We start from the raw sequence: 21,882 nt of genomic DNA, 5'->3' as shown, positions 1-21,882 counted from the left end.
TTGCATTCCTTATGTAAAAGCATAAGGGTCCAATAAATAATACATATCTCTAAAAAGAGGGATAATTAGGAGGAGAAAGAATGAGTATTAAAAAGAAATTAGGTTTAGGAATCGCATCAGCAGCACTAGGATTATCTTTAGTAGGTGGGGGAACATTTGCGTATTTTAGTGCTACCACACAAGCTACAGCGGAATTTCAAGCAGGAACATTAAAGCTTTCAGCACATCCAACTGAGATCATTAACATTAAAAATATTAAACCAGGTGATTGGATGCAACGTACTTTTAACCTACAGAATGATGGTAGTCTTGATATTCATACTATTAATTTAGCTACAAACTACTCAACAGGTGGGGCAGTTGATCAATTTGGGAAAAATTTAGGTGATTATATCCAAGTAGAAGTCCTATATCATGGACAACCGGCGAATAGTATGCCAATTTACCTATCAACACTTTCAGAGTTAAGAAGTATGAGCCCTGAAATACTTCATGAAACGTTGAGTGGGCACGTTCCAACAGCGGATCTAAAAAAAGGTGAAACTCATCCATTTATAGTGAAGTTTAAGTTCCTTGATAATGGAGCTGATCAAAATGCTTTCCAAGGAGAATGGCTAAGACTAGAATGGACATTCAATGCTAAGCAAGGTACTGGAGTAGAACTTTAATAGCAATTTTGACAAAAGGTAGGAAGTAATTCCTACCTTTTGTTAAATCTAACATTGCGAGGTATTGCCATGAATATTAAAGTGATATTAGCAAAGACGATAAGAATTATTTTTATAGCCAGTTTATTCATTTTTATATTTTTAGGAGAGAAAAGTGTAAGTGCTGAAAAGAATGAGATTGATATTTCAACAATCCCAAATAAGGTCCTTTTTGATATTAGCAATGCTAAACCAGGAGATACATTTACGAAATTATTAAAAGTCCAAAATAATGGATCAAAAGACTTCAAGTATCTTTTTTCTAATCGTTTCTTAACAGGATCAGAAAAAATTTATAATGAATTAGTTTTAACAGTTGCTGATAAATCTGGTGATCTTTATAAAGGTAAATTAAAAGACTATGAAAAGCTAGATTCTAGAAAATTAAAAAGTAGTACAAGTGAAGAACTGACATTTAGTATATATTTCCCTAGTGAACTTGGAAATGATTTTCAAAGTTTAAGCTGTGAATTTCAGTTTAAATTTTATGTAGAAGGAACTCTAGGTGGTGTCCTTCCAGCAGATGGACCCAAACTCCCTGACACCGGATCAGATATGTTTAATATTCTAGTAGTAGGAGCAGTGTTAGTTTTAACTGGTTCTACAATTCAGTTTTTCATCAAAAGAAGAAATAGGTTAGATAAGCAAGTATAGTAGGACCTTGGTTTTTAAAGTAGAAAATCAAGGTCAAATTTTAATAAGTTTGTATACATATTATTAGATTGTAATAGATAACTATTAGAAATAGATCAGAATGGAGTTGTCACCCAATGTTCAAAAAACTCTGCCCAAAATGCCACCAACCCTCTTTCAGTAGCTGCGATTCTGGAAAATGGCTTTGCCCTTCATGTAACCATGATCTTACTAAAGTTAACCGCCAAGATGCCCAAAAGGCTAAAACTAAAAGGCCTCAATTATACATAATCAAAAAACAATTCACTGTAGATAACCCCAAGATTAAATCCTACACTTTCCCATCTTTTGACTAATTTACAGGTCATCCAACAGTGGCCTGTTTTTTGCTTCCATAATAATTTAAAAAGAGTTTCCTGATTTATGTAGCAGGGATTAAAGTTCAAAAATAAAAGAATAACGCTTCTTACCTTTCGAACATCGGATCATCCGGTGTTCTTTTATTTTTCACATTTATCTTACGAAAATAGGGGAAATTATTTCATCTAGGATAGGGAACATGTATAATACAATGGAGTAAAGCTAGGGATGTGAGTGAATGAGCAAGATAAAGATTGTAACGGATTCAACCATGGATATGATCATTGAACAGGCTGAACAGCTCGGTGTTGTCGTGGTCCCTTTGTCCGTAACAATAAAGGGTGAAACGTATTTAGACAGAGTTGAGATTCAACCTGCAGAATTTATGGAAACGATGAAAAGTTTAGAGGAACTGCCGAAAAGCTCCCAGCCTTCCGCGGGAACTTTCCTTGAAGTATATGACAAGCTTGGTGATGAAGGCTATGAAGTAATTTCTATACATATGACCGGGAAAATGAGCGGAACGGTTCGCTCTGCTGAAAGTGCAGCACAAATGACGAAGACAAAGGTCAACGTCGTTGACTCTAAGTTTATCTCGATTGCCCTTCAGTTCCAGGTCAGGGAAGCGGCTGAAATGGCGAAGCAAGGCAAGAGTGCTGAGGAAATTCTAGAGCGTTTAGACAAGGTCAGTGAAAATTCAAAGCTTTATATTATGATTGATACGCTGGAGAACATGGTAAAAGGCGGCAGAATTGGTAAAGGGAAGGCTTTTATTGGATCACTCCTTAATATCAAGCCGATTGCCTCTCTTGAGGGTGCAGAATATAATCCAGTTGCCAAAGTTCGCAGCCATTCACAGGTGGTCAAATGGCTCGCCAAGCAATTTACCGAGGATGTAAAAGGAAAAACCTTACTAGGTGCAGGGATTGTTCATGCCGAAGCACATGATTTAGCTGCAAGAGTAAAGGAAGCAATTGTAGACTTAACAGGATTTGAGGATATCCCGATTGGTTACACGGGCCCGACGATCAGCACCCATACAGGTCCAGGTGCAATTGCCTTGATGTATTACACAGAATAAAAAATGGGGATGGTGCGATTTATGGCACCATCCCCTTTAGATTACCGCTGAAATTTCAGAACCATGGACACTATACCCAAGCCGCTGCAAATGTTTTCGAATTCCGCTACGTTCCCATGTCCGGAGAATCATAACCGATTCGAGTATTTTTTTAGGATAGAAGATGCCAATACTTGTTAGCTCCTCAAAATTCAGGCCCTGACGAACATACTTTTCGATGATTTCGTCACGCTGGTCAATCATGGCTAAGTATTTTTCCATTGCTTCAGCAAATTCTTGTTTCGTGAAAATCCCTTTTTGATGACCGGTAATATAGGTGTCGGCGTCCAGGTCCAACAAGCGTTTTCCTGATGCAATGAAGGCATCAATATCTCCATCACTTCCAAAATACCATGGTCCAAACGATGTCATATCGAAATCGCCTACATAAACGACTCCTAACGCTGGAAAGAAGGGACTTGTATAGCCCGCTGTGTGTCCAGGGGTGTGTAGGAAATGAACCTTGACCCCGCTAAAGTTATATTCTTCTTCATAATGATAGGTTCCGGAAATTTCCCCAAGGTTTTGTACCCATTCCTTTGGCATGTGTTTTCTAAGTGTTTCTACACCTTCTGGCCCCCATTCTTGGTAGACGCCATTACCCCTGGCAATCCCTTCGATGGTTTGAATGGTTTTATATTCGAGTGGATTAATCCATTTTTCAGTACCCTGAAACAAATGGTTGTGCAATGTATGATCGGGGTGGTAGTGAGTATTGATGATCAACTTAACCCCATACTGCTCATCAAGTGTCATAAGTTCAGTTGGATCTGCTCCCGTATCGATGAGCACCTTGTCATTGGTATTAATATACAAGCTTCGTGAATAGGGAACTTTACTATTATTAGCTCCTTCAATAATTATAAGTGGACCAATCTGTTTCACTATTAACACCTCTGTAAAATTGACTTAATTTTCTGGTTATTGAATGAATACTCATTCATGATACCATATCTTCTCCTTACAATAAACCAACTTGCCTTCGGCTATTCTTCGACATTATAACGGAGAATTCTGTTCTTTTGGTGAAACTAGAATTTTTGGAAATGCTATAGCCTTGATTAAGGACCGTTTGCTTTTCTCTTTCTTGAAACTTTGTTACACTTATCACGAAAAGAAAAAGCTGGCGGGGGATATTTATGAAAAATCAATTATCGTTTCTAGTTATCATCATCTTGAGTGCGTTGCTTTTATCAGCATGTGGACAAAAGGGGATTGTGAATCCGCTTGATTATCCAGTAAATGATTTTTCAGCGGTGACCGAGGAAAATCAACCGTTTGAAAAAAAGGAGTTAGACGGAAAGATTTGGGTGGCTGATTTTATTTTTACCAATTGTGCAGATGTTTGTCCGCCCATGACAGCAAATATGTCCAAGCTGCAAAAAATGGTGGCAGATGAAAAGTTGGAAAATGTAGAGTTTGTTTCGTTTAGTGTCGATCCAACCGTTGATACACCAGAAAAACTTACAACGTATGCCAAGAATTTCGGCTTGGATTCAAAGAATTGGACCTTTTTGACAGGCTATACACAAGAGTTTATTGAAACCTATGCCAAAGAAACATTTAAAACGTTAGTGAAAAAGCCGCAAGAGGGAAATCAGGTTATTCATCAAACCTACTTCTTCTTAGTTGGACCAGATAGTAAAGTTAAAAAAGTTTACGATGGGTACAAAGAAGTGCCGTATGATGATATGCTCAAGGATATTAAAGCATTGCAATAGACCTTTTTTCTAGGTCTATTTTTTTGGAAATGAATAGGAGTTTGTACTTGCCTGTTTTGAATTTTTTTTGTCATGTTATAATATCAATAGGTAGAGGGTGGTGAAGTACATTTGAAAAAGTTTTTCACCCTTTTCATGCTTTCGACTTTTTTCTTAAGTTCTTGCAGTCAATCCAATCGCTGGGAATTGCATAAAGAACGGACCGTTTCGGCTGTCGTTTATGAGGAAATTCCTGTCGATTTTGTCCCACAGGAAATAAAGATTATTTCTGCTGGCGATTCCTTAACAGAGGGTGTTGGCGATAGTACCAAAACTGGAGGATACCTGCCTTACTTAAGAACTTTGCTCGAGGAAGAAAAGGGGATTAAGGAAGTTGATTTTTATAACTATGGCGTTAACGGTAACCGGACGACACAATTATTAAAAAGACTGCAACAAGAGGAGATTACCGACACACTAGCTACAGCTGATTTGGTCATTTTAACCATTGGCGGCAATGACATTATGAAGGTAGTCAAGGATAATATTTCAAATCTCCAGCTATCGGTGTTTGAAAAAGAACGAGAAGTGTATATTCATAATCTGTACCAAATTATGAATACGATTATTCGCGTTAATCCTGATGCCTATATTGTGTTGGTTGGTGTCTACAATCCTTTTTCACAATGGTTTTCGGATATTAAGGAGCTTGACCAGATTGTGGCTGATTGGAATATTGCCAGTCAATCCGTGGTCAGCAATTATTCGAATGCTTATTATGTAGGAATTGAAGATTTATTTCGCAATCCAAAAGAAAGTCTCTTGCATACCGACAATTTTCATCCCAATAATAAGGGCTACGAATTGATCGCCGAGCGTTTGAACGAAACCTTAGAAGAGCGGACATTACCTGATCTCGTTAAGAAGGCGTATATGGTCAGTAAAGAGGAGAATTAGTTTTCGATGATAAATAAATGGAAAAGGGGATTCTTTCTTTTATTAGGATTAAATGGTTTCATTTTGATCCTTCTATTATCATTGATTTTGGTACCGGCAGATGATAAAGGGAAGATGCAACAGAGTGTTCCGAATAACAACAGTGTTTCTTTCGAAGTTACATCGAATAAGGATGATTTAAATCGATTGATCAATCAGTATATTAAAAAAGAGGCTGGCGATTCACCGATTGATTATAGTGTCCGTCTAGAGGATGAAGTGGAGTTATACGGAAAATTGCCATTCTTTAGTCAAGAATTGGATTTGAAGCTTACCTTTGAACCAGAGGCACTGGAAAATGGCGATTTAGTTTTAAAGCAGAAGTCGATTTCGGTTGGGAGTCTGCATTTGCCGGTTTCGTATGTCCTTAAATTTATTAAAGAGAATTATAAGCTCCCAAAAGGGGTAGACATACAGCCGAGTGAAAAACTAATCTACGTAAATATGCAGCAATTAAAGATAAAAAGTGATGTTGAACTGAAAGCTAACAGGTTCGATTTACGAAAAGATGATATTGCTTTTACAATACTTGTACCTGTTGATTAAGGTGACTCACATTGGTGGGCCACCTTATTATTTTAATCTTTTAAAATCATTGCTGTTAATGTTTCAGGTTCTTCTTTCGAAAGTCCGATCAATATAATCGTATAGGTTTCATTTGGGCGGAAATGGGCTTTTGGTATTGGAAGGACAACTTGTTTTGTTCCCGCTGCTCTGACCTCTAAATCCACGGTCATTGGCATGATTCCTAAATAATCGGATGTCTGCTTGTAGGAGATATTCGGAAAGACAACATCTCTGTCTTTAACTGCAAAATCCAAGGCCCCTGTATCAGGTGATAAGTGTAAAAACCTTATTTTTGATTCATTTGGCGGAACTTCCGGCTGGGTAAGGTATGGTAGCAGGCGCATTTTTTTTACAGAATCGATGATGGCCAGTGTGTAGGTTTTTCCGGGTTCAATGGTAACATTCTTATTCAGGACACTGTCCAGAGAATTTCCAGTAGGATAAATATCAATATGATACTTTCCAGGATTTAATGACAAATAATTGCTTGCCACTCTAAATGGGAGGCGTTTTACTTGCATCTTCCCGTTAATATAAATGTCAACATCGGGGGCATCAGGTGAGGTGTGAAGGAATCTGACCTTTCCATCTACTCGAGTTTGCTGAGTGTTGTGTTGCAACATTGCTTTATTCATATATTTTAGATGTTTTAAATAATAATGCATGTGTAGGTTTGGGTTTGAGTATTTAGCATTGTGAGCTAATAGATCATACATCGCAGCCCGTTGAAGATAATCTGAATGATTTCCACTTTCAGACATACCCATCGCTCCTTTCTCTAGTTCTTTACAAATTAATTTATTCAAGCATGTTTGGGTAGGTGTCTATATTTGGATTATTTGTTTACAAATGGCTTTTATTCACATATACTTAATACAAATATCTCGGAAGGCGGGTGAAGTGTAATGTTAAATGAAAATACGTTAATTGCCGTTGATTTCAATATCGCTTGCACAGCCCGCGGATTCACCAGTTAGGGGAATCTATACCCATTTTTCCTTTGTGAAGTAAACCATGGGCTGTGTTGCCTATGGTTTTTTATTTTACAATTTTTGGAGGAATATGGATGAATTTACTAACAATCGGATTAACTGAAAAAATAATGAACGATTTCTTAGCAGTAAAGCAAAGCGAAGAGATGATCATCGGCCGCGTCGCCTTGGAACATAAGCATATGTATCGTGTCTGGACGGAGCAGGGCGACTTGCTTTGTGAGGTATCAGGAAAATTTAATTTTGAAGCTTTAAGTCGTGAGGATTATCCGGCGGTTGGAGATTGGGTGATGCTGAAACCGCGGACGAACGAGGGTAAAGGGACAATTTATTCTGTCATGCCACGATTTAGTAAATTTTCGCGGAAGTCTGCCGGCAGAACGGCTGAAGAACAAATTGTTGCCGCAAACGTCGATACTGTCTTTCTTGTCAACTCACTTAATGACGACCTTAATTTAAGAAGAATTGAACGTTATCTCTTGCTAACATGGGAGAGCGGGGCGAATCCCGTAATTGTATTGAGCAAAGCTGATCTTTGTGAAAATATCGAAGAGAAGCTGGCGGAGGTTGAAGCTATCGCCTTTGGCGGGGTACCGGTTATTCCTATTAGCGCGGAGATGATGAGTGGAATTGAACAGCTTGATCCATACTTACTGCCTGGAAAAACGGTCGCTTTGTTAGGATCATCAGGGGTAGGAAAGTCGACTTTAACCAATCGGTTATTGGGTGATGAGAAGCAGGCCGTTAATGAGATTCGTGAAGGTGATGACAAAGGGCGGCACACGACTACCCATCGCGAGCTGATTCAGCTCCCAAATGGAAGTGTGCTGATTGACACCCCAGGGATGCGTGAATTGCAGCTGTGGGAAAGTTCAGAGGGACTAACAGAAACGTTCTCCGATATTGATGAATTGGCAGAGAACTGCAGATTTAGAGATTGTAAACATCATGATGAACCTGGCTGTGCCGTTGCTTTGGCGATTGCAGCAGGTACGCTTCCAGCTGGACGACTAACCAGCTTCAACAAGCTGCAAAAAGAACTCGCCTATATCGAACGGAAAGCAGACAAACGCGCTCAAACGGAAGAACAGAAAAAGTGGAAGAACGTTGCAAAACAACTGAAACAAAAGAAAAAGATTAAATAGGAAGTTACAGCCGGACCAGCAAGATGTGGTTCGGCTTTATCAGTCAGTAAATTGTATTTCTTTAATTAGATTCGGTATACTCATAGTCGGGAGCAAATAAAAATTAAAGGGGTGGGAACGTGGAAGAATTAGCTACGTTTGCTGGAGGCTGTTTTTGGTGTATGGTGAAACCATTTGATGAGCAGCCGGGAATTATAAACGTCATTTCTGGATATACCGGCGGTCATGTTGAGAATCCTACATATGAACAGGTCTGTTCGGAGTCAACTGGGCATTATGAAGCGGTTCAAATCACGTTTAATCCGGAAATTTTTCCATATGAAAGACTGCTTGAACTCTATTGGCAGCAAATTGATCCAACCGATGCTGGCGGTCAATTTTACGATCGTGGTCAATCCTATCAAACAGCAATTTTTTACGATAATGAAAAACAAAAGCAACAAGCAGAGCTGTCGAAACAAACATTACAGGAGAGCGGACTCTTCACGAAGCCTGTGGTAACGCCAATTTTACCAGCCAAAACGTTCTATCCAGCAGAAGAATATCATCAGCATTACTATAAGAAAAATCAAGCACATTATCAAAGATACCATGTAGGTTCAGGGAGAGCCGGTTTTATTCAAGCACATTGGGGGGAGAAAAGTGAAAAATAAGGAACAATTAAAAAAAGATTTATCACCAATTCAATATGAAGTAACCCAAAATAACGGAACCGAACCGCCGTTTCGGAACGAATATTGGAATGAAACAAGGGACGGGATTTATGTGGATCTCGTATCTGGGAAGCCGCTATTTAGCTCACTCGATAAATATGACGCAGGCTGTGGCTGGCCGAGTTTTACCAAGCCGATTGTAGAGGAAGAAGTGTTGGAAAAAGAAGATCATAGCCATTTTATGGTTCGTACGGAAGTGAGAAGTAAGACAGCTGATTCCCATTTAGGCCACGTTTTTAACGACGGTCCAGATCCAACAGGGTTACGGTACTGTATTAATTCTGCAGCCTTACGCTTTATTCCCATAGAAAAGCTTGAAGTGGAAGGTTACGGAGCTTATAAAAAATTATTTGACGAAGAGTAAAAAGCCGCGATTCTCGCGGCTTTTTCTAATTTTCCTTTACTTTTGACGTGGAGGTCATTCCCCCGGATAGGATAAATTTCATGGCGTCTTCAGGCTTTACATCAATAATTTCAACTTGCTCCTTCGGAATTAGAAAGGTAAACCCGGCCACTTGAAAAGTTTGCGGAACATAGACGGCTACATGATCTTTAAGTGGACTGTAGAAATTCTCTAATTGTTCGGAAGTCACGAACCCCATACTCTTCATTTCTGTTCCAGGAATAACCACAAGTGCCACCTTCGAAAAAGACTTTTTCTCGCCAAGAAAGGATTGAACCGTATCTTTTATGACGGAGTAGATGGTTTTTACAACAGGAATTTTTTCCAACCATCGATCAATTAATTTAATGATGCTGCCTGTTATAAATTTTGTAGATAACCAGCCAAGTAGTGTAATTAAAACAATCGTGGTCAGCAAACCGATCCCAGGAATATAATCTTCCTTTAAATATGGCCTTAATGTATTCCCAAGCAAACCGTCGAGAAACAAAAAAGTTTTATAAATGACAAAGATTACAAGGATAATCGGGACAATCGTCAAAATACCGTTCACAAAGCTTTTTAATAAAGTTTTCAAACTATCACCTACAGATTTTTTATTCATTGATTCTCATAATATAGGCGAATGCACAGACAGGTCAAGTACCTACTACATAAAGTAAGAGTGTTAACAGACAAAAACGCAAGGAGTGAATGGGTATGTATGGTTATGGGCAAGATTGCTGTGGATTTGGTGCAGCACCAGCAGTAGGTGGATGTGGATTTGGTTATGCAGCACCAGTAGTAGGTGGATGCGGATTTGGTTATGGCTATGGCACTTTCGTATTAATTGTGGTGCTGTTTATTCTATTAATCATCATCGGCGCAAGCTGGTGCTAAATGCAAATGACTCAGGCGAAAAGCCTTGAGTCTTTTTTTATATTCTGAAAACGATCAAAACACGAACGATGTGAACAATTAATTATATATAGTTCGTTTTTACTGTTGACGGAAAGAAATTTGTTTGCTATATTTACCAAGGGTTAAGTAAATACAGACGTCTTGGAGGTTTTGGACAATGGAAAATAAATATGATGTGATTGTAGTGGGTGCAGGTCCTGCAGGAATTTTTACCTGTTATGAACTTACACTAAAAATGCCAAACGCAAAGGTGCTTTTAGTAGATAAGGGGCATGATATTTATCGAAGAAATTGTCCGATTTTAGATAATAAAATTGAGAAATGCCCTCCAGCAGCAGGCAGGAAAGAGTACGCAGGATGCTTGCCTGCTTGTTCCATCACTGCTGGCTTCGGTGGTGCAGGAGCATATTCTGATGGAAAGTTTAATATCACAAGTGAATTTGGCGGTTGGATGACCGATTATCTTCCAGATTCTCAGGTCATTGATTTGATTAAATATGTTGATGAGATAAATTTAAAACACGGTGCAACAGATAGTATTACCGATCCGCTTACAGATCAAGTGAAGGACATCGAGCGCCGCGCATTTGCAGCGGGCTTAAAATTGCTGCGTGCCCAAGTTCGTCACCTAGGTACAGAGCAAAACTTAGAAATTATGAAAAGTATCTTTGAATACTTAAATGATAAAGTGGAACTGTCTTTTAAAACAGAAGTACAAGATTTGATTACGGAAAGAACAATTGATGGTTATGTCGTTAAGGGGATCAAGCTGAAAGGCGATAAGGAGCTTTTTGCAGATAAGGTTGTTATTACCCCAGGTAGGGATGGTTCGAAATGGCTAACTGAAATTTTGAAAGCACGCCGTCTGAAGATGACAAGTAACCAAGTAGATATCGGCGTACGGGTGGAGACATCTGACATTGTTATGAAGGAAATTAATGATCATTTATATGAAGGGAAATTTGTCTTCAATACTTCCGTCGGAACGAGAGTACGAACGTTTTGCAGCAACCCTTCCGGACATGTTGTCGTTGAAAACCATTCTGGTATCATGCTTGCCAATGGACATGCCTACAAAGATCCGAAACTTGGCAGCCCAAATACGAATTTCGCATTATTGGTATCACATACATTTTCAGAGCCTTTTGATAAGCCGAACGAATATGCCCACGAAGTATCACGTCTTGCCAACGCCCTTTCAAATGGCGGCTTGATCGTGCAAAAATACGGCGATATTCTAAAAGGCAGACGTTCAACCGAAAGAAGGATTAAAGAAGGATTCCTCGAGCCAACCCTAAAAGAGGCGGTGCCAGGGGATCTAGGTTTAGTTCTTCCATATAATACGCTTAAAAGTTTAATTGAAATGACCGAAGCATTAAATCAAATTACGCCTGGGTTAGCTTCAGAACACACATTGTTCTACGGAGTCGAAGCGAAATTCTACTCTGCACGCCCAAAACTCAATGACCGTTTTGAATCAGAAATCAGTGGTTTGTATGTCGGCGGAGACGGCGCAGGAATCACCCGAGGTCTTGCCCAAGCAAGTGCATGTGGCGTTTGGATTGCCAGAGATATCATCAAAAAAGCAGTCACTGAAGGTAAAAAAGAAGTCGTTATGTCCTAACCCGCTAATATTTGCGGGTTTGTTTTTTTAGTTTCATAGCAAGCTAGCTATCCCCGATAATTAATAAAGAGTTCATGAGAACCATACTGGTGAGAAATTTGGAAAAACGGGCTTCATGGAGGATTCATGAGGCCCAAACAAGTGATAGAAACTGAAAAGTGGTCCTCATAAAGCGTTCATGAAGCCCAAACAAGTGAGAGAAACTGAAAACTGGACCTCATAAAGGACATGAAATAAAAAAGCAGAGTTGCCTCTGCCCTTTATCCGATCGTAACTTTCTCTTTCGGGAAATGAATCTTATCCTGGCTGGAGTCTTTTCCTCTTAGTATTAATAAACATGTAACAATTCCAAGTCGGCCAATAAACATCAACAATATAATGAGGATCTTTCCGAACGTCGTTAACATCGGTGTTAAGCCCATCGATAGTCCATTGGTTCCAAACGCAGAGGTAACTTCAACAATCACCTGAATAATGGTCCCATCTTCTGTAATCGAGAGAATTAAGATTGAAACCAAACAGAGCATGGCCGCCGTCGAAATTACGATAAAGGATTTTAGAATATCCTCGCTATGGAGTTCCCGTCTAAATATTTTAATTGAACCTTTTCCACGTGCATAAAAGAAGATTGCGAGTAGTACAATGGCGAACGTTGTAGTCCGGATTCCACCCGAGGCACTGCTGGGAGAACCGCCAATAAACATTAAAATTGATAAAAAGAGCTGATTACTTGTTGTAAAATCATTCAAATCCATTATGCCAAGCCCTGCACTTTTCGTGGTGGTAGAATTAAATAGGGAATAGAAGAATGCTTCATGCCATGATTTATCGGCGAAAAAGTGATAGCTATCTAGTAAATAAATCATGATGCCACCAACTACCGTTAAGATCACAAATGTTACCGTAGTTAATTTCGTAAATAACGTAAAATGATACCTTCGCTTAACCTTTAAACTTAAGAAGAATTCATAAACCTCGACAATCACTGGAAAGCCGATCGCTCCGATAATCATTAATAAAATGACCACCATTTGAACAAAGTAGTCATTGCTAAAAGGAATTAATGATTCGCCGGTAATATCAAATCCAGCATTTGTGGTAGCACTAATTGAACCGAAAAATCCATGTTTAAATGCTGATAGTGGACTGTCAAAGTATTTCAAAAAGCGTAGTCCTAAAATAATGCCCCCAATGATTTCAAAGGAAATGATGATAATAAAGATCCGCTTCGCCAGCTGCACCAATCCCGATAAGTGAGATTGATTTTGGTCGACCATGATCAGTTGGCGTTCCTTTAATCCTACTTTTTTCCCAATCATGATCCATAGGAAGGTACTAAGTGACATGACCCCTAATCCGCCTAATTGAAGAATAAGACATAAGAGAAATATTCCAAAATTATTAAATGTATCTTTTAAGGAGATGGTACTTAGACCTGTTACACTGACAGCACTCGCCGATGTAAATAAGGCATCGATAAAACTCAATGACGCATTTTCTTTATGAGCGAAGGGTATTTTCAAAAGTAAAGTCGAAATGATTAACGCCGATAGGTAAAAAATAACGATTAATTGAATAGTGGATAGCTCTTTCTTTTTTAATGAATGCTTTCTTGATATATTCATTTGAACCTTCCTTTTGTATATTAACTGTTATTTTATAGCAACTAGGGGTAAAAGTAAAAGATAGTTTTTCCTACTAGAACGAATGATTGAAGACATCAACGATTTTTGGTCATCATGGGGTTATGATGACCATTTTTATGATTTTTTCATGAGTTTTGGTCATCATCGTGGTTATGATGACCATGTTAATAATTTTTTCTATGAGTTTTGGTTATCATCCTGGTTATGATGACCCTGTTTATAATTTTTTCTATGAGTTTTGGTCATCATCATGGTTATGATGACCATGTATATAATTTTTTCTATGAGTTTTGGTCATCATCGTGGTTATGATGACCCTTTTTATGATCTTTTCTATGAGTTTTGGTCATCATCTGAAGTGCCCAGAAATTTTTAAGAATGAATTACTTTAATTAAGATGAAAGTTATAAAAACCTCGCTCATACAATGAACTAAAAGGGAAGTGGTGTCAGGTTGGAACGAACGTATCTAATAAAACCATTACTCGATGAAACGTTGCCAATGATTGATTATGGCAAAGGGGTTTATTTGTATGATATGGAAGGGAAGAAATACCTTGATGGCGCATCCGGGGCAGTTACCGCTAACATTGGCCACGGTGTTGCAGAAATCATCGAGGCGATTCACGAACAGGCGAAAAAAGTCTCGTTTGTGTACCGTTCCCAATTTACGAGTGCGAGTGCCGAGAAACTGGCTAAAAAAGTGTCAGACATCATGCCGGGAGACCTGAATTGGTGCTTCTTTGTTAATAGTGGTTCTGAAGCAGTAGAAACGGCAATGAAAATGGCCATCCAATATTGGCAAGAAAAAGGGATAAAAACAAAAACAAAAGTGCTTTCCAGATGGGTCAGCTATCATGGGATTACTTTAGGAGCACTATCGTTGTCAGGACATCCCGGCAGAAGAGCACGATTTGTTCCGCTGCTGGAGGATTTCCCAGTCATCAATCCCCCATACTGCTACCGCTGCCCCTATGGTCTCGAGGCCCCTTCTTGCGGATATCCTTGTGCACAAGAACTCGAACAGGCAATCAAACGAATCGGTGCTGACCAAATTGCCGCCTTTATTGCCGAACCAGTTATTGGTGCAGCTGGCGGTGCGATCGCTCCTCCAAAGGATTACTTTAAAGTTATCAAGAGAATCTGTGAAGATCACGATATTCTTTTTATCGCAGATGAGGTTATGACCGGTTTTGGGCGAACAGGGTCGATGCTGGCAATGGAACAGTGGGACGTAATCCCTGATATCGTTGCTTTAGGGAAAGGGATGGGTGCAGGTTATGCGCCGATTGCGGCTGCCGTGGCGAGTGAAAAGGTGATTGAACCGATTTTAGCGGGAACAAAAGTGGTGATGAGCGGACATACCTTAAGTGCAAATCCGCAATCCTGTGCCATTTCTCTGGCAGTACTAGAATACTTGGAAAAAAATAAGATTGTCAGTCAAGTAGATTCCAAAGGGGAATACCTCAAGAATCTGTTGCTTCCATTAAAAAATCAGTTTTCCTTTATCGGTGATATTCGCGGGAAAGGATTATTGCTGGGAATTGAATTTGTTGAGGATGCTGCCACGAAAACTCCTTTTCCAAGAAAAGCGCTGGTTACCCAGAGAATGATTGCCATTGCTAAAGAGAATGGATTGATCATTTATCCTGCTGGAGCTGGCCTTGATGGGGTCAATGGCGATTCGATTATTCTCTCGCCGCCATTAACGATTACCAAAGATGAAATACAGGAATTGGTTTCATTACTGGCAGAAACGTTTGAAGCTTTTTCAAAGCAAATGAAGTTAGGATGTGATTAATTGAATAATCCATTTGGAAAAATTACAACCTTAGAGAAGGTTATTGACCTTTTTTTTAATGGGATGACGTTAATGTTTGGAGGATTTGGCGGTGTCGGAACCCCGCCAACTCTGATTGATGGAATCCTAGAAAAAGGAGTGCGAAATTTGACATTGATTGGAAATGATACCGGATTCCCACACATCGGTATTGGTAAACTAGTTAGTCAAGGAAGAGCAATAAAGGTGATTGCCTCGCATATTGGTTCCAATCCAATAGCCGGGAAGCTCATGCATGAAGGAAAGCTTGAGGTGGAATTTTCACCGCAGGGGATATTAGCCGAGCGGATTCGGGCTGGCGGTGTCGGACTTCCTGCGATTCTAACGGATATCGGGTTGAATAATGAGCTAGTATCGAAAAATAAGCCCCATTTTCTCCTCAATGGAAACGACTACTTAATTGAAACAGCTTTAACAGCAGAGATTTCAATCGTTTATGCTAAAAAAGCAGACCCCTACGGAAATTTAATCTATGACAAAAGCGCTCGGAATACGAATCCACTTGTTGCTATGGCCGGAGACATCACGATTGTAGAGGTGGAAGAAATCGTGCCGTTGGGCAGCCTTGACCCTGATGAAATTATCACACCTGGAGTGTTCGTTGACCATATTATCCCATCGAAAGGAGTGAACTGGAAATGGGCTTGGGAGTAGATACTCGCAGCAGAATAGCCAGAAGAGCATCAGAAGAAATTCATAATGGTATGGTTGTGAACCTTGGCATTGGTATTCCATCCTTGGTTCCTAATCATTTACCAACAGACATGATGGTCATGTTTCATGCTGAAAATGGGATCACCGGGATGGGACCAAGTCCAGACAAAGGGCTGGAAGATGGGAATCTATGTAATGCGGGTGGTTTTCCCGTTACCTTAAACAAAGGTGGTTCTTATTGTGATAGTGCGATTTCCTTTGGGATGATCCGCAGGGGCCGGGTTGATATCACGATTTTAGGTTCTCTGCAAGTCAGTCAGCACGGGGACTTGGCCAACTGGATCGTACCTGGAAAAAAAGTTCCTGGTATGGGCGGTGCCATGGAACTAGCTCAGAAAGCGAGAAAGGTGATTGTGTTAATGAATCATTGTGATAAGGCGGGAAATCCAAAAATTGTCAAGAACTGCACGTTACCGTTAACCTCTTCCGCTTGTGTTGACATAATTATTACTGAGCTAGCTGTTTTCAGGTTAACGACAGAGGGATTACTGTTAACAGAGATGTTTGAACCCTATGATTTGCAAGATGTCATCAACAAGACAGATTGTGCGTTTATGATAAGTGATGATGTCAGGAGGATAACCTATTAATCTCACCCATTCTTCTAAAGAGGGAGTGAAAATATTGAGTAATCATGAAGATTTGATCAAACAATGGCTGAAGGACAATCGTGCTAGAGGAACTAGATTTTTACAAATACTTGTTCAAGAAAATAGTATAAGAGGGAACGAGAGTAGTGCACAGGCTGTTATTATCGAAAAATGCCGGCAGTTAGGATTAAACCTCGATATTTGGGAAATCGATCAGGATGAAATCAAGAATCATGAGGCATTCTGTTGTGATCGAGATAGCTTTGATGGGAATCCAAATGTTGTCGCAGTGTTAAAAGGAACTGGCGGCGGAAAATCTATCATCCTCAATGGCCATATCGATGTAGTACCTGTCGGTGATGAGAAGAATTGGACACATGACCCTTTTAGCGGGCATATTGAGTGTGGAAAGTTATTTGGACGCGGTAGCACCGATATGAAGGGTGGAACGGCTGCACTAATTATGGCAATTGAAGCAATAATAGCGACGGGCATTAAGCTTAAGGGTGATGTTATTTTTCAAAGTGTCATTGAAGAGGAAAGCGGCGGTGCCGGTACACTTGCGGCGGTTTTACGAGGCTATCGTGCAGAAGGGGCGATTATCCCTGAACCTACTGGTATGAAAATTTTTCCGAAGCAACAAGGTTCAATGTGGTTTAGAATTCGTGTCAAGGGCAGGGCGGCGCATGGTGGTACACGATATGAAGGAGTAAGTGCTATCGAGAAAGCGATCACGGTCATACAAAAGCTACAGCAATTAGAGGAAAATCGGAATATAAAGATCACTGATCCATTATTTGAAAAAATCCCCATTCCAATCCCGATTAATATTGGAAAAATAAACAGTGGTGAATGGCCGTCTTCCGTTCCCGATTTGGCCGTGATCGAAGGAAGAATGGGTGTTTCTCCAGAAGAAACGATTTTAGCTGCGCAAGCGGAAATGGCAGCGGTTCTGAATGAACTAAATGTACGAGATAAGTGGTTTCAAAATAATCCCCTTGAGATTGAATGGTTTGGGGGAAGATGGCTTCCAGGCAACCTTGAAGTGGATCATCCATTGATGAAGACACTTTCTGATAGTTTTAAAGAAATAAAGGGAGAAGCACCGGTCATTGAAGCGAGTCCGTGGGGAACCGATGGCGGTATTCTTTCAAATGTCGGAAATACACCTGTCGTGGTTTTTGGGCCGGGTATTACAGCAACAGCACATGATGCCGATGAACATATTCATCTGGAGGATTTGTTTGCAGCCAGCAAGATCATTGCATTAACCTTACTGAAGTGGTGTGAGGTTAGTGAATAGTCCCACCGTGGATAAATTTGGTATAATTTAGAGTAGTACTATCATTTTGGAGGGTAGAGGATGAAAAAAGATTTATGGATAGGCGGCGAGTATCGAAATGCTTCTTCCTATATGAAACTTAAAAATCCGTTTAATTTAGAGGTTCTTGCGGAAATTGGTATGGCTACAAGTGAGGATGTCCTTTCAGCCATCCATGCAGCACAACAGGCTCAAGTAGGAATGGCAGACTTGCCTTCGTTTGAACGAGCGGAAATCCTCGAAAAAGTTGCCCAATTTCTAAAGGATGATCGGGAAGAATGTGCGAGATTAATCGCGATGGAGGCTGCAAAACCACTTAAAGCAGCGAGAGCAGAAGTGGACCGAACGATTATGACCTATACCTTTGCCTCCCATGAAGCGAGAAGAATTCACGGTGAAACGGTCCCGATGGACGGGGCCCCTGGAGGTCAGGGCAGGCTTGCGTTTACGGTAAGAGAACCATTGGGTGTAATTGCTGCGATTACACCATTCAATTTCCCTATGAATCTAGTTGCCCATAAAGTCGGTCCGGCAATCGCAGCCGGAAATAGTGTCGTCCTAAAACCAGCCAGTCAAACTCCGTTGTCCGCTTATAAGATTGCAGAATACTTCCACCGTGCAGGCTTACCGGCTGGTGCACTGAATGTTGTCACCGGAAGCGGCAGTAAAATTGGCGATGTTTTAGTAAAGGATGACCGGATAAAAATGATTACCTTTACGGGAAGTCCAGAAGTGGGGCGCTATATTCGTGAAAACTCTGGATTAAAGCGGGTGACTCTGGAATTAGGATCCAATTCAGCATTAATTGTCGACGATGGCGTCCTCATCCATCAAGTGATCCCTCGAATTGTAACCGGAGCTTTTGCCTACCAGGGACAGGTTTGTATTTCGATTCAACGAATTTTTGTTCATGAAAATATTTTTGACTCTTTTGTTGATCAATTTGTCAGCGAAACGCAAAAATTAAAAACAGGTAACCCTCTTGAGGAGGAGACGGATATTTCAGCAATGATTACCCGTGGTGACGTGCAGCGAACGCAGGAATGGGTAGAGGAAGCCGTGAACAATGGTGCACAATTGAAGTTAGGCGGCGGCTCTGAAGAAGGTATTTTCAAGCCAACGATATTAGTAAATGTGCCTTCAAGTGAAAAGGTCAGCTGTGAAGAGGTGTTTGCTCCCGTTGTTCATATTAATACGTTCCGAGATTTTAGTGAAGCAATCGACCAAGTGAATGATTCTAAATATGGTCTCCAAGCCGGGATCTTTACGAATGATATTCATAAAGCACTGCAAGCAGCCAGAAAACTTCAGGTTGGCGGTGTCATGATTAATGAAATCCCGACTTTCCGTGTGGATCAAATGCCATACGGCGGAGTGAAAATGAGCGGCATGGGTCGAGAAGGCATTAAATATGCGGTTGAAGAAATGACTGAACTAAAGCTAATTAGCTTTAAAACAGAGTAGCTTAAAAATGTCTGGCTGTTTTCCAGTCAGGCATTTTTTCAGGAGGGAAGGAGACTGTAACAGATGAACCAAACTGCCTCAACCATCTATATAGAAGAAAGTAATTTCAATCTAGAAGTGTATCTTGACCCTTTTAATAAAAGAATTCGCGTGGATGATTACCGAGGCAATACGAATTTAGTTCTGGAAAAAGCAGAACAGCTTGCTCGCCAGCATCAGGCAGAAAAATTAATCATGAAAGCTCGGGTAGAGGATACACTACCTTTATATGAAAGAGGACTGCAGCCTGAAGCGGTTGTAGACCGCTATTTTCTCGGTTCTGACGCTCATTTTTTTTCAAAGTTTTATACAGTGGAGCGTAAGAAGAATGACCACTGGATTACCGAGGACGGTATGATTCAAAGTATCTATCAATTAGCTACAGCGAGCGACAAACCGTTACCCCCAAAGGAGTATGAATTAAAGAAAGCAGATGAAACATGTGCAGAAGAGCTTGCAGAACTATACCGTCTAGTGTTTCAAATTTATCCTACACCTTTACATGACCTAGAATATGTAAAAAAGACGATGCAAGAGGGGACGATTTATTACGTGTTCTTTTATCAAGGAAAAATCGTAAGTGCCGCTTCAGCAGAAGTAAATAATTTTTATAAAAATGCAGAATTAACCGATTGTGCTACATTAAAGGAACACAGGAAATATGGGCTGATGAAAATCATCCTCCGTGAGCTCGAGGGGGAACTGAAAAGGCAAGGTATTTATTGTTCTTACTCCATAGCCAGGAGTTTATCTTTTGGAATGAATGCGGTGTTGTACCAGCTTGGCTATCACTATCGCGGCCGATTAATGAATAATTGTTATATCTATGACAAACTTGAGAATATGAATATGTGGGTAAAGAATCTGGCAAACTGCTAATATTTCGGCTTGAAGTGCCGAATTTCCGGCATATTGGAAGAGAGGTGGACAAAGAAATGGTCCAATTAACTGCGCTCACACAAGAAGTTCTTTCAGCTATATTGAAAACCATTGATGAGGGAATTCATGTAGTCAATACAGAAGGAAAAACGATTTTTTATAATGAAGTGGCAGCAAGGCATGACGGCATGGATGTAAAGGAAGTACAAGGTAAATACATCCTGGATGCCTTTCCCTCCTTATCAGAAGATTCAAGCACATTAATTCGCGTGATCAAAACAGGCAAGCCGATTTATAATCAGATGCAAGTTTATGTAAATATCCATGGAACACGAATTGATACTATTAATACAACACTTCCGATTTTTGTAGATAAAGAGATTATTGGTGCGGTTGAGATTGCCAAAGATTATTCTCGGATGAAGCAATTAGCTGAAAGCCTATTAGATTTACAAAAGAATGTGAGTAAAAGTAACAAGAAAAAGGCGTCAAAAAATGTTACCTACACACTCCAGGATCTAAAAAGTATTAACCCCATTTTCATCAGCATGAAGGACGAGGCTGGTAAGCTGGCAAAATCAGATTCCCCGATTCTTGTCTACGGAGAAAGCGGGACTGGCAAGGAATTGTTTGTGCAAGGAATTCATCATGCCTCCCATCGAACGAATGGTCCGTTTATTGCCCAAAACTGTGCAGCTATCCCAGAAACACTGCTTGAAAGTATCCTTTTTGGCACGGCAAAAGGCAGTTATACGGGTGCTGTTGAGAGAAAGGGTTTATTCGAGCTGGCAGATGGCGGTACATTGTTTCTCGATGAACTTCATACGATGCCGATTGAGCTGCAGGCTAAACTTTTACGAGTTTTAGAAGATGGGTTGGTGCGAAGAGTGGGGAGCGCGCAAAACACTTCTGTGGATGTTCGCGTGATCGCGGCGATGAATATCCATCCAAATGTTGCAGTTGAAAATCAAAAGCTTCGCTCAGACTTATATTATCGTCTAAATGTGTTTACCTTTTCACTGCTTCCGATTCGGGAACGAAAAGAGGATATCCTATTTTTGAAGGATTATTTTATTCAATTTTTTAATAAGAAATTGCAAAAAAATATAAAAGGGATTGACTTGAATGTAGAAAGTTTTTTTATCAGCCATCCATGGCCCGGAAATGTCCGGGAACTTAAACATACGATTGAGTATATGATGAATGTATGTGAAGAGGATGTCCTGCAAATGAATGACTTGCCAATTATGATGAGACAGCAGGCGGTTAGCCATGAAAAGGTTGAGAGGAATTTTTCGTTAAGAAAAAATGTCGAGGAACTCGAGGGTAAATTGATTGACCATGCCCTGTGTTTGTCAAAGGGAAATATCAATCAAGCGGCCAAGCTATTGGAGATTCCCAGACAAACCCTGCAATATAAATTGAAAAGAAGCAAGGAATAGCTGCCGAAATATCGGCGTTTTTTTTTTGCCATCATAGTAAAAGTATAACCTTACTCGGTAATAAGCGCATTGGCATAATTCTTGCATA

23 protein-coding genes are annotated in these 21,882 nt (G+C 40.1%); 19 read left to right on the top strand and 4 right to left on the bottom strand.

Annotated features, from left to right (window positions below):
• Positions 1 to 80: 80 nt before the first annotated feature.
• The 3 genes from BLR86_RS00625 (at position 81) to BLR86_RS00615 (ending at position 2,781) form a co-directional block, all read left to right on the top strand.
• Complete coding sequence (locus tag BLR86_RS00625; RefSeq protein WP_090757726.1) at positions 81 to 668, top strand: TasA family protein; 588 nt, start codon at positions 81 to 83, stop codon at positions 666 to 668.
• 69 nt (positions 669 to 737) lie between these two features.
• Entirely contained in the window at positions 738 to 1,361 is a 624-nt protein-coding gene (locus tag BLR86_RS00620) for an LPXTG cell wall anchor domain-containing protein (protein ID WP_139185551.1), read from the top strand.
• 577 nt (positions 1,362 to 1,938) lie between these two features.
• Positions 1,939 to 2,781 carry a DegV family protein gene (locus tag BLR86_RS00615; RefSeq protein WP_090757725.1) on the top strand — a complete coding sequence of 281 codons (843 nt, stop codon included), beginning with the start codon at positions 1,939 to 1,941 and terminating at the stop codon, positions 2,779 to 2,781.
• Between the two features lie 36 nt (positions 2,782 to 2,817).
• Here BLR86_RS00615 and BLR86_RS00610 read toward each other — a convergent pair whose 3' ends face one another.
• Positions 2,818 to 3,705 (bottom strand): MBL fold metallo-hydrolase, encoded by an 888-nt coding sequence (locus BLR86_RS00610; protein WP_090757724.1) that lies wholly within the window; start codon positions 3,703 to 3,705, stop codon positions 2,818 to 2,820.
• A 254-nt stretch (positions 3,706 to 3,959) separates the two neighbouring features.
• Here BLR86_RS00610 and BLR86_RS00605 point away from each other — a divergent pair, with 254 nt between their 5' ends.
• From BLR86_RS00605 to BLR86_RS00595, 3 genes are all read left to right on the top strand, one after another.
• Complete coding sequence (locus BLR86_RS00605) at positions 3,960 to 4,541, top strand: SCO family protein (RefSeq protein ID WP_090757723.1); 582 nt, start codon at positions 3,960 to 3,962, stop codon at positions 4,539 to 4,541.
• 135 nt (positions 4,542 to 4,676) lie between these two features.
• The gene (locus BLR86_RS00600; protein WP_254782188.1) at positions 4,677 to 5,477 is read left to right on the top strand and encodes an SGNH/GDSL hydrolase family protein; all 801 of its coding nucleotides are present in this window, start codon (positions 4,677 to 4,679) and stop codon (positions 5,475 to 5,477) included.
• A 6-nt stretch (positions 5,478 to 5,483) separates the two neighbouring features.
• A complete protein-coding gene (locus tag BLR86_RS00595; RefSeq protein WP_090757721.1) occupies positions 5,484 to 6,062 on the top strand; it encodes a YpmS family protein in 579 nt (192 codons plus the stop codon).
• A 32-nt stretch (positions 6,063 to 6,094) separates the two neighbouring features.
• Here the strand turns inward: BLR86_RS00595 and BLR86_RS00590 are convergent, their stop codons facing one another.
• Entirely contained in the window at positions 6,095 to 6,844 is a 750-nt protein-coding gene (locus tag BLR86_RS00590) for a DUF4397 domain-containing protein (RefSeq protein ID WP_090757720.1), read from the bottom strand.
• A gap of 305 nt (positions 6,845 to 7,149) precedes the next feature.
• Between BLR86_RS00590 and rsgA the strand changes: the two genes are divergently transcribed.
• From rsgA to msrB, 3 genes are all read left to right on the top strand, one after another.
• The gene (rsgA, locus tag BLR86_RS00585; protein ID WP_090757719.1) at positions 7,150 to 8,220 is read left to right on the top strand and encodes a ribosome small subunit-dependent GTPase A; all 1,071 of its coding nucleotides are present in this window, start codon (positions 7,150 to 7,152) and stop codon (positions 8,218 to 8,220) included.
• 161 nt (positions 8,221 to 8,381) lie between these two features.
• Entirely contained in the window at positions 8,382 to 8,873 is a 492-nt protein-coding gene (msrA, locus tag BLR86_RS00580) for a peptide-methionine (S)-S-oxide reductase MsrA (RefSeq protein WP_254782210.1), read from the top strand.
• Complete coding sequence (gene msrB, locus BLR86_RS00575) at positions 8,863 to 9,297, top strand: peptide-methionine (R)-S-oxide reductase MsrB (RefSeq protein ID WP_090757717.1); 435 nt, start codon at positions 8,863 to 8,865, stop codon at positions 9,295 to 9,297. Before msrA ends, msrB begins: the two co-directional genes overlap by 11 nt.
• Positions 9,298 to 9,322: 25 nt before the next feature.
• Here msrB and BLR86_RS00570 read toward each other — a convergent pair whose 3' ends face one another.
• Positions 9,323 to 9,913: a DUF502 domain-containing protein gene (locus BLR86_RS00570; protein ID WP_090758210.1), complete on the bottom strand. Its 591-nt coding sequence runs from the start codon at positions 9,911 to 9,913 to the stop codon at positions 9,323 to 9,325.
• A 116-nt stretch (positions 9,914 to 10,029) separates the two neighbouring features.
• On the opposite strand from BLR86_RS00570, the gene BLR86_RS00565 reads away from it, so the two are divergent.
• Together BLR86_RS00565 and BLR86_RS00560 are read left to right on the top strand one after the other, a co-directional pair.
• Complete coding sequence (locus BLR86_RS00565; RefSeq protein ID WP_090757716.1) at positions 10,030 to 10,215, top strand: YjcZ family sporulation protein; 186 nt, start codon at positions 10,030 to 10,032, stop codon at positions 10,213 to 10,215.
• A 178-nt stretch (positions 10,216 to 10,393) separates the two neighbouring features.
• Positions 10,394 to 11,860, top strand: coding sequence for an NAD(P)/FAD-dependent oxidoreductase (locus BLR86_RS00560; RefSeq protein ID WP_090757715.1), 1,467 nt, complete (start codon positions 10,394 to 10,396; stop codon positions 11,858 to 11,860).
• A 260-nt stretch (positions 11,861 to 12,120) separates the two neighbouring features.
• On the opposite strand, the gene BLR86_RS00555 is transcribed toward BLR86_RS00560, so the two are convergent.
• Positions 12,121 to 13,485 carry a TrkH family potassium uptake protein gene (locus BLR86_RS00555; RefSeq protein WP_090757714.1) on the bottom strand — a complete coding sequence of 455 codons (1,365 nt, stop codon included), beginning with the start codon at positions 13,483 to 13,485 and terminating at the stop codon, positions 12,121 to 12,123.
• A gap of 82 nt (positions 13,486 to 13,567) precedes the next feature.
• Here BLR86_RS00555 and BLR86_RS26355 point away from each other — a divergent pair, with 82 nt between their 5' ends.
• From BLR86_RS26355 to BLR86_RS00520, 8 genes are all read left to right on the top strand, one after another.
• Positions 13,568 to 13,714: a hypothetical protein gene (locus BLR86_RS26355; protein WP_217642348.1), complete on the top strand. Its 147-nt coding sequence runs from the start codon at positions 13,568 to 13,570 to the stop codon at positions 13,712 to 13,714.
• A gap of 245 nt (positions 13,715 to 13,959) precedes the next feature.
• Positions 13,960 to 15,306: an aspartate aminotransferase family protein gene (locus BLR86_RS00550; RefSeq protein WP_090757713.1), complete on the top strand. Its 1,347-nt coding sequence runs from the start codon at positions 13,960 to 13,962 to the stop codon at positions 15,304 to 15,306.
• On the top strand, positions 15,307 to 15,999 hold the full coding sequence (locus BLR86_RS00545; RefSeq protein WP_090757712.1) for a CoA transferase subunit A: 693 nt from the start codon (positions 15,307 to 15,309) through the stop codon (positions 15,997 to 15,999).
• Entirely contained in the window at positions 15,984 to 16,649 is a 666-nt protein-coding gene (locus tag BLR86_RS00540) for a 3-oxoacid CoA-transferase subunit B (RefSeq protein WP_090757711.1), read from the top strand. The genes BLR86_RS00545 and BLR86_RS00540 overlap by 16 nt, the downstream gene beginning before the upstream one ends.
• 34 nt (positions 16,650 to 16,683) lie before the next feature.
• A complete protein-coding gene (locus BLR86_RS00535) occupies positions 16,684 to 17,952 on the top strand; it encodes a peptidase (RefSeq protein WP_090757710.1) in 1,269 nt (422 codons plus the stop codon).
• A gap of 60 nt (positions 17,953 to 18,012) precedes the next feature.
• A complete protein-coding gene (locus tag BLR86_RS00530; RefSeq protein ID WP_090757709.1) occupies positions 18,013 to 19,434 on the top strand; it encodes an aldehyde dehydrogenase family protein in 1,422 nt (473 codons plus the stop codon).
• Between the two features lie 63 nt (positions 19,435 to 19,497).
• Positions 19,498 to 20,352 (top strand): putative beta-lysine N-acetyltransferase, encoded by an 855-nt coding sequence (ablB, locus tag BLR86_RS00525; RefSeq protein WP_090757708.1) that lies wholly within the window; start codon positions 19,498 to 19,500, stop codon positions 20,350 to 20,352.
• A gap of 56 nt (positions 20,353 to 20,408) precedes the next feature.
• Complete coding sequence (locus BLR86_RS00520; protein ID WP_090757707.1) at positions 20,409 to 21,794, top strand: sigma-54 interaction domain-containing protein; 1,386 nt, start codon at positions 20,409 to 20,411, stop codon at positions 21,792 to 21,794.
• The last annotated feature ends 88 nt before the right edge of the window (positions 21,795 to 21,882 follow it).

The organism is Bacillus sp. OK048, assembly GCF_900103525.1.
Lineage (GTDB): Bacteria > Bacillota > Bacilli > Bacillales > Cytobacillaceae > Neobacillus.
This window is presented reverse-complemented; position numbering and strand designations above follow the sequence as displayed.

Excerpts from the sequence above, each read along its gene's own strand:
- BLR86_RS00625 (WP_090757726.1), top strand. The coding sequence starts at position 81 with ATGAGTATTAAAAAGAAATTAGGTTTAGGAATCGCATCAGCAGCACTA.
- BLR86_RS00620 (WP_139185551.1), top strand. The coding sequence starts at position 738 with ATGAATATTAAAGTGATATTAGCAAAGACGATAAGAATTATTTTTATA.
- BLR86_RS00615 (WP_090757725.1), top strand. The coding sequence starts at position 1,939 with ATGAGCAAGATAAAGATTGTAACGGATTCAACCATGGATATGATCATT.
- BLR86_RS00605 (WP_090757723.1), top strand. The coding sequence starts at position 3,960 with ATGAAAAATCAATTATCGTTTCTAGTTATCATCATCTTGAGTGCGTTG.
- BLR86_RS00600 (WP_254782188.1), top strand. The coding sequence starts at position 4,677 with ATGCTTTCGACTTTTTTCTTAAGTTCTTGCAGTCAATCCAATCGCTGG.
- BLR86_RS00595 (WP_090757721.1), top strand. The coding sequence starts at position 5,484 with ATGATAAATAAATGGAAAAGGGGATTCTTTCTTTTATTAGGATTAAAT.
- BLR86_RS00590 (WP_090757720.1), bottom strand. The coding sequence starts at position 6,844 with ATGTCTGAAAGTGGAAATCATTCAGATTATCTTCAACGGGCTGCGATG.
- rsgA (WP_090757719.1), top strand. The coding sequence starts at position 7,150 with ATGAATTTACTAACAATCGGATTAACTGAAAAAATAATGAACGATTTC.
- msrA (WP_254782210.1), top strand. The coding sequence starts at position 8,382 with ATGGTGAAACCATTTGATGAGCAGCCGGGAATTATAAACGTCATTTCT.
- BLR86_RS00565 (WP_090757716.1), top strand. The coding sequence starts at position 10,030 with ATGGGTATGTATGGTTATGGGCAAGATTGCTGTGGATTTGGTGCAGCA.
- BLR86_RS00560 (WP_090757715.1), top strand. The coding sequence starts at position 10,394 with ATGGAAAATAAATATGATGTGATTGTAGTGGGTGCAGGTCCTGCAGGA.
- BLR86_RS00555 (WP_090757714.1), bottom strand. The coding sequence starts at position 13,485 with ATGAATATATCAAGAAAGCATTCATTAAAAAAGAAAGAGCTATCCACT.
- BLR86_RS26355 (WP_217642348.1), top strand. The coding sequence starts at position 13,568 with ATGATTGAAGACATCAACGATTTTTGGTCATCATGGGGTTATGATGAC.
- BLR86_RS00540 (WP_090757711.1), top strand. The coding sequence starts at position 15,984 with ATGGGCTTGGGAGTAGATACTCGCAGCAGAATAGCCAGAAGAGCATCA.
- BLR86_RS00530 (WP_090757709.1), top strand. The coding sequence starts at position 18,013 with ATGAAAAAAGATTTATGGATAGGCGGCGAGTATCGAAATGCTTCTTCC.
- ablB (WP_090757708.1), top strand. The coding sequence starts at position 19,498 with ATGAACCAAACTGCCTCAACCATCTATATAGAAGAAAGTAATTTCAAT.
- BLR86_RS00520 (WP_090757707.1), top strand. The coding sequence starts at position 20,409 with ATGGTCCAATTAACTGCGCTCACACAAGAAGTTCTTTCAGCTATATTG.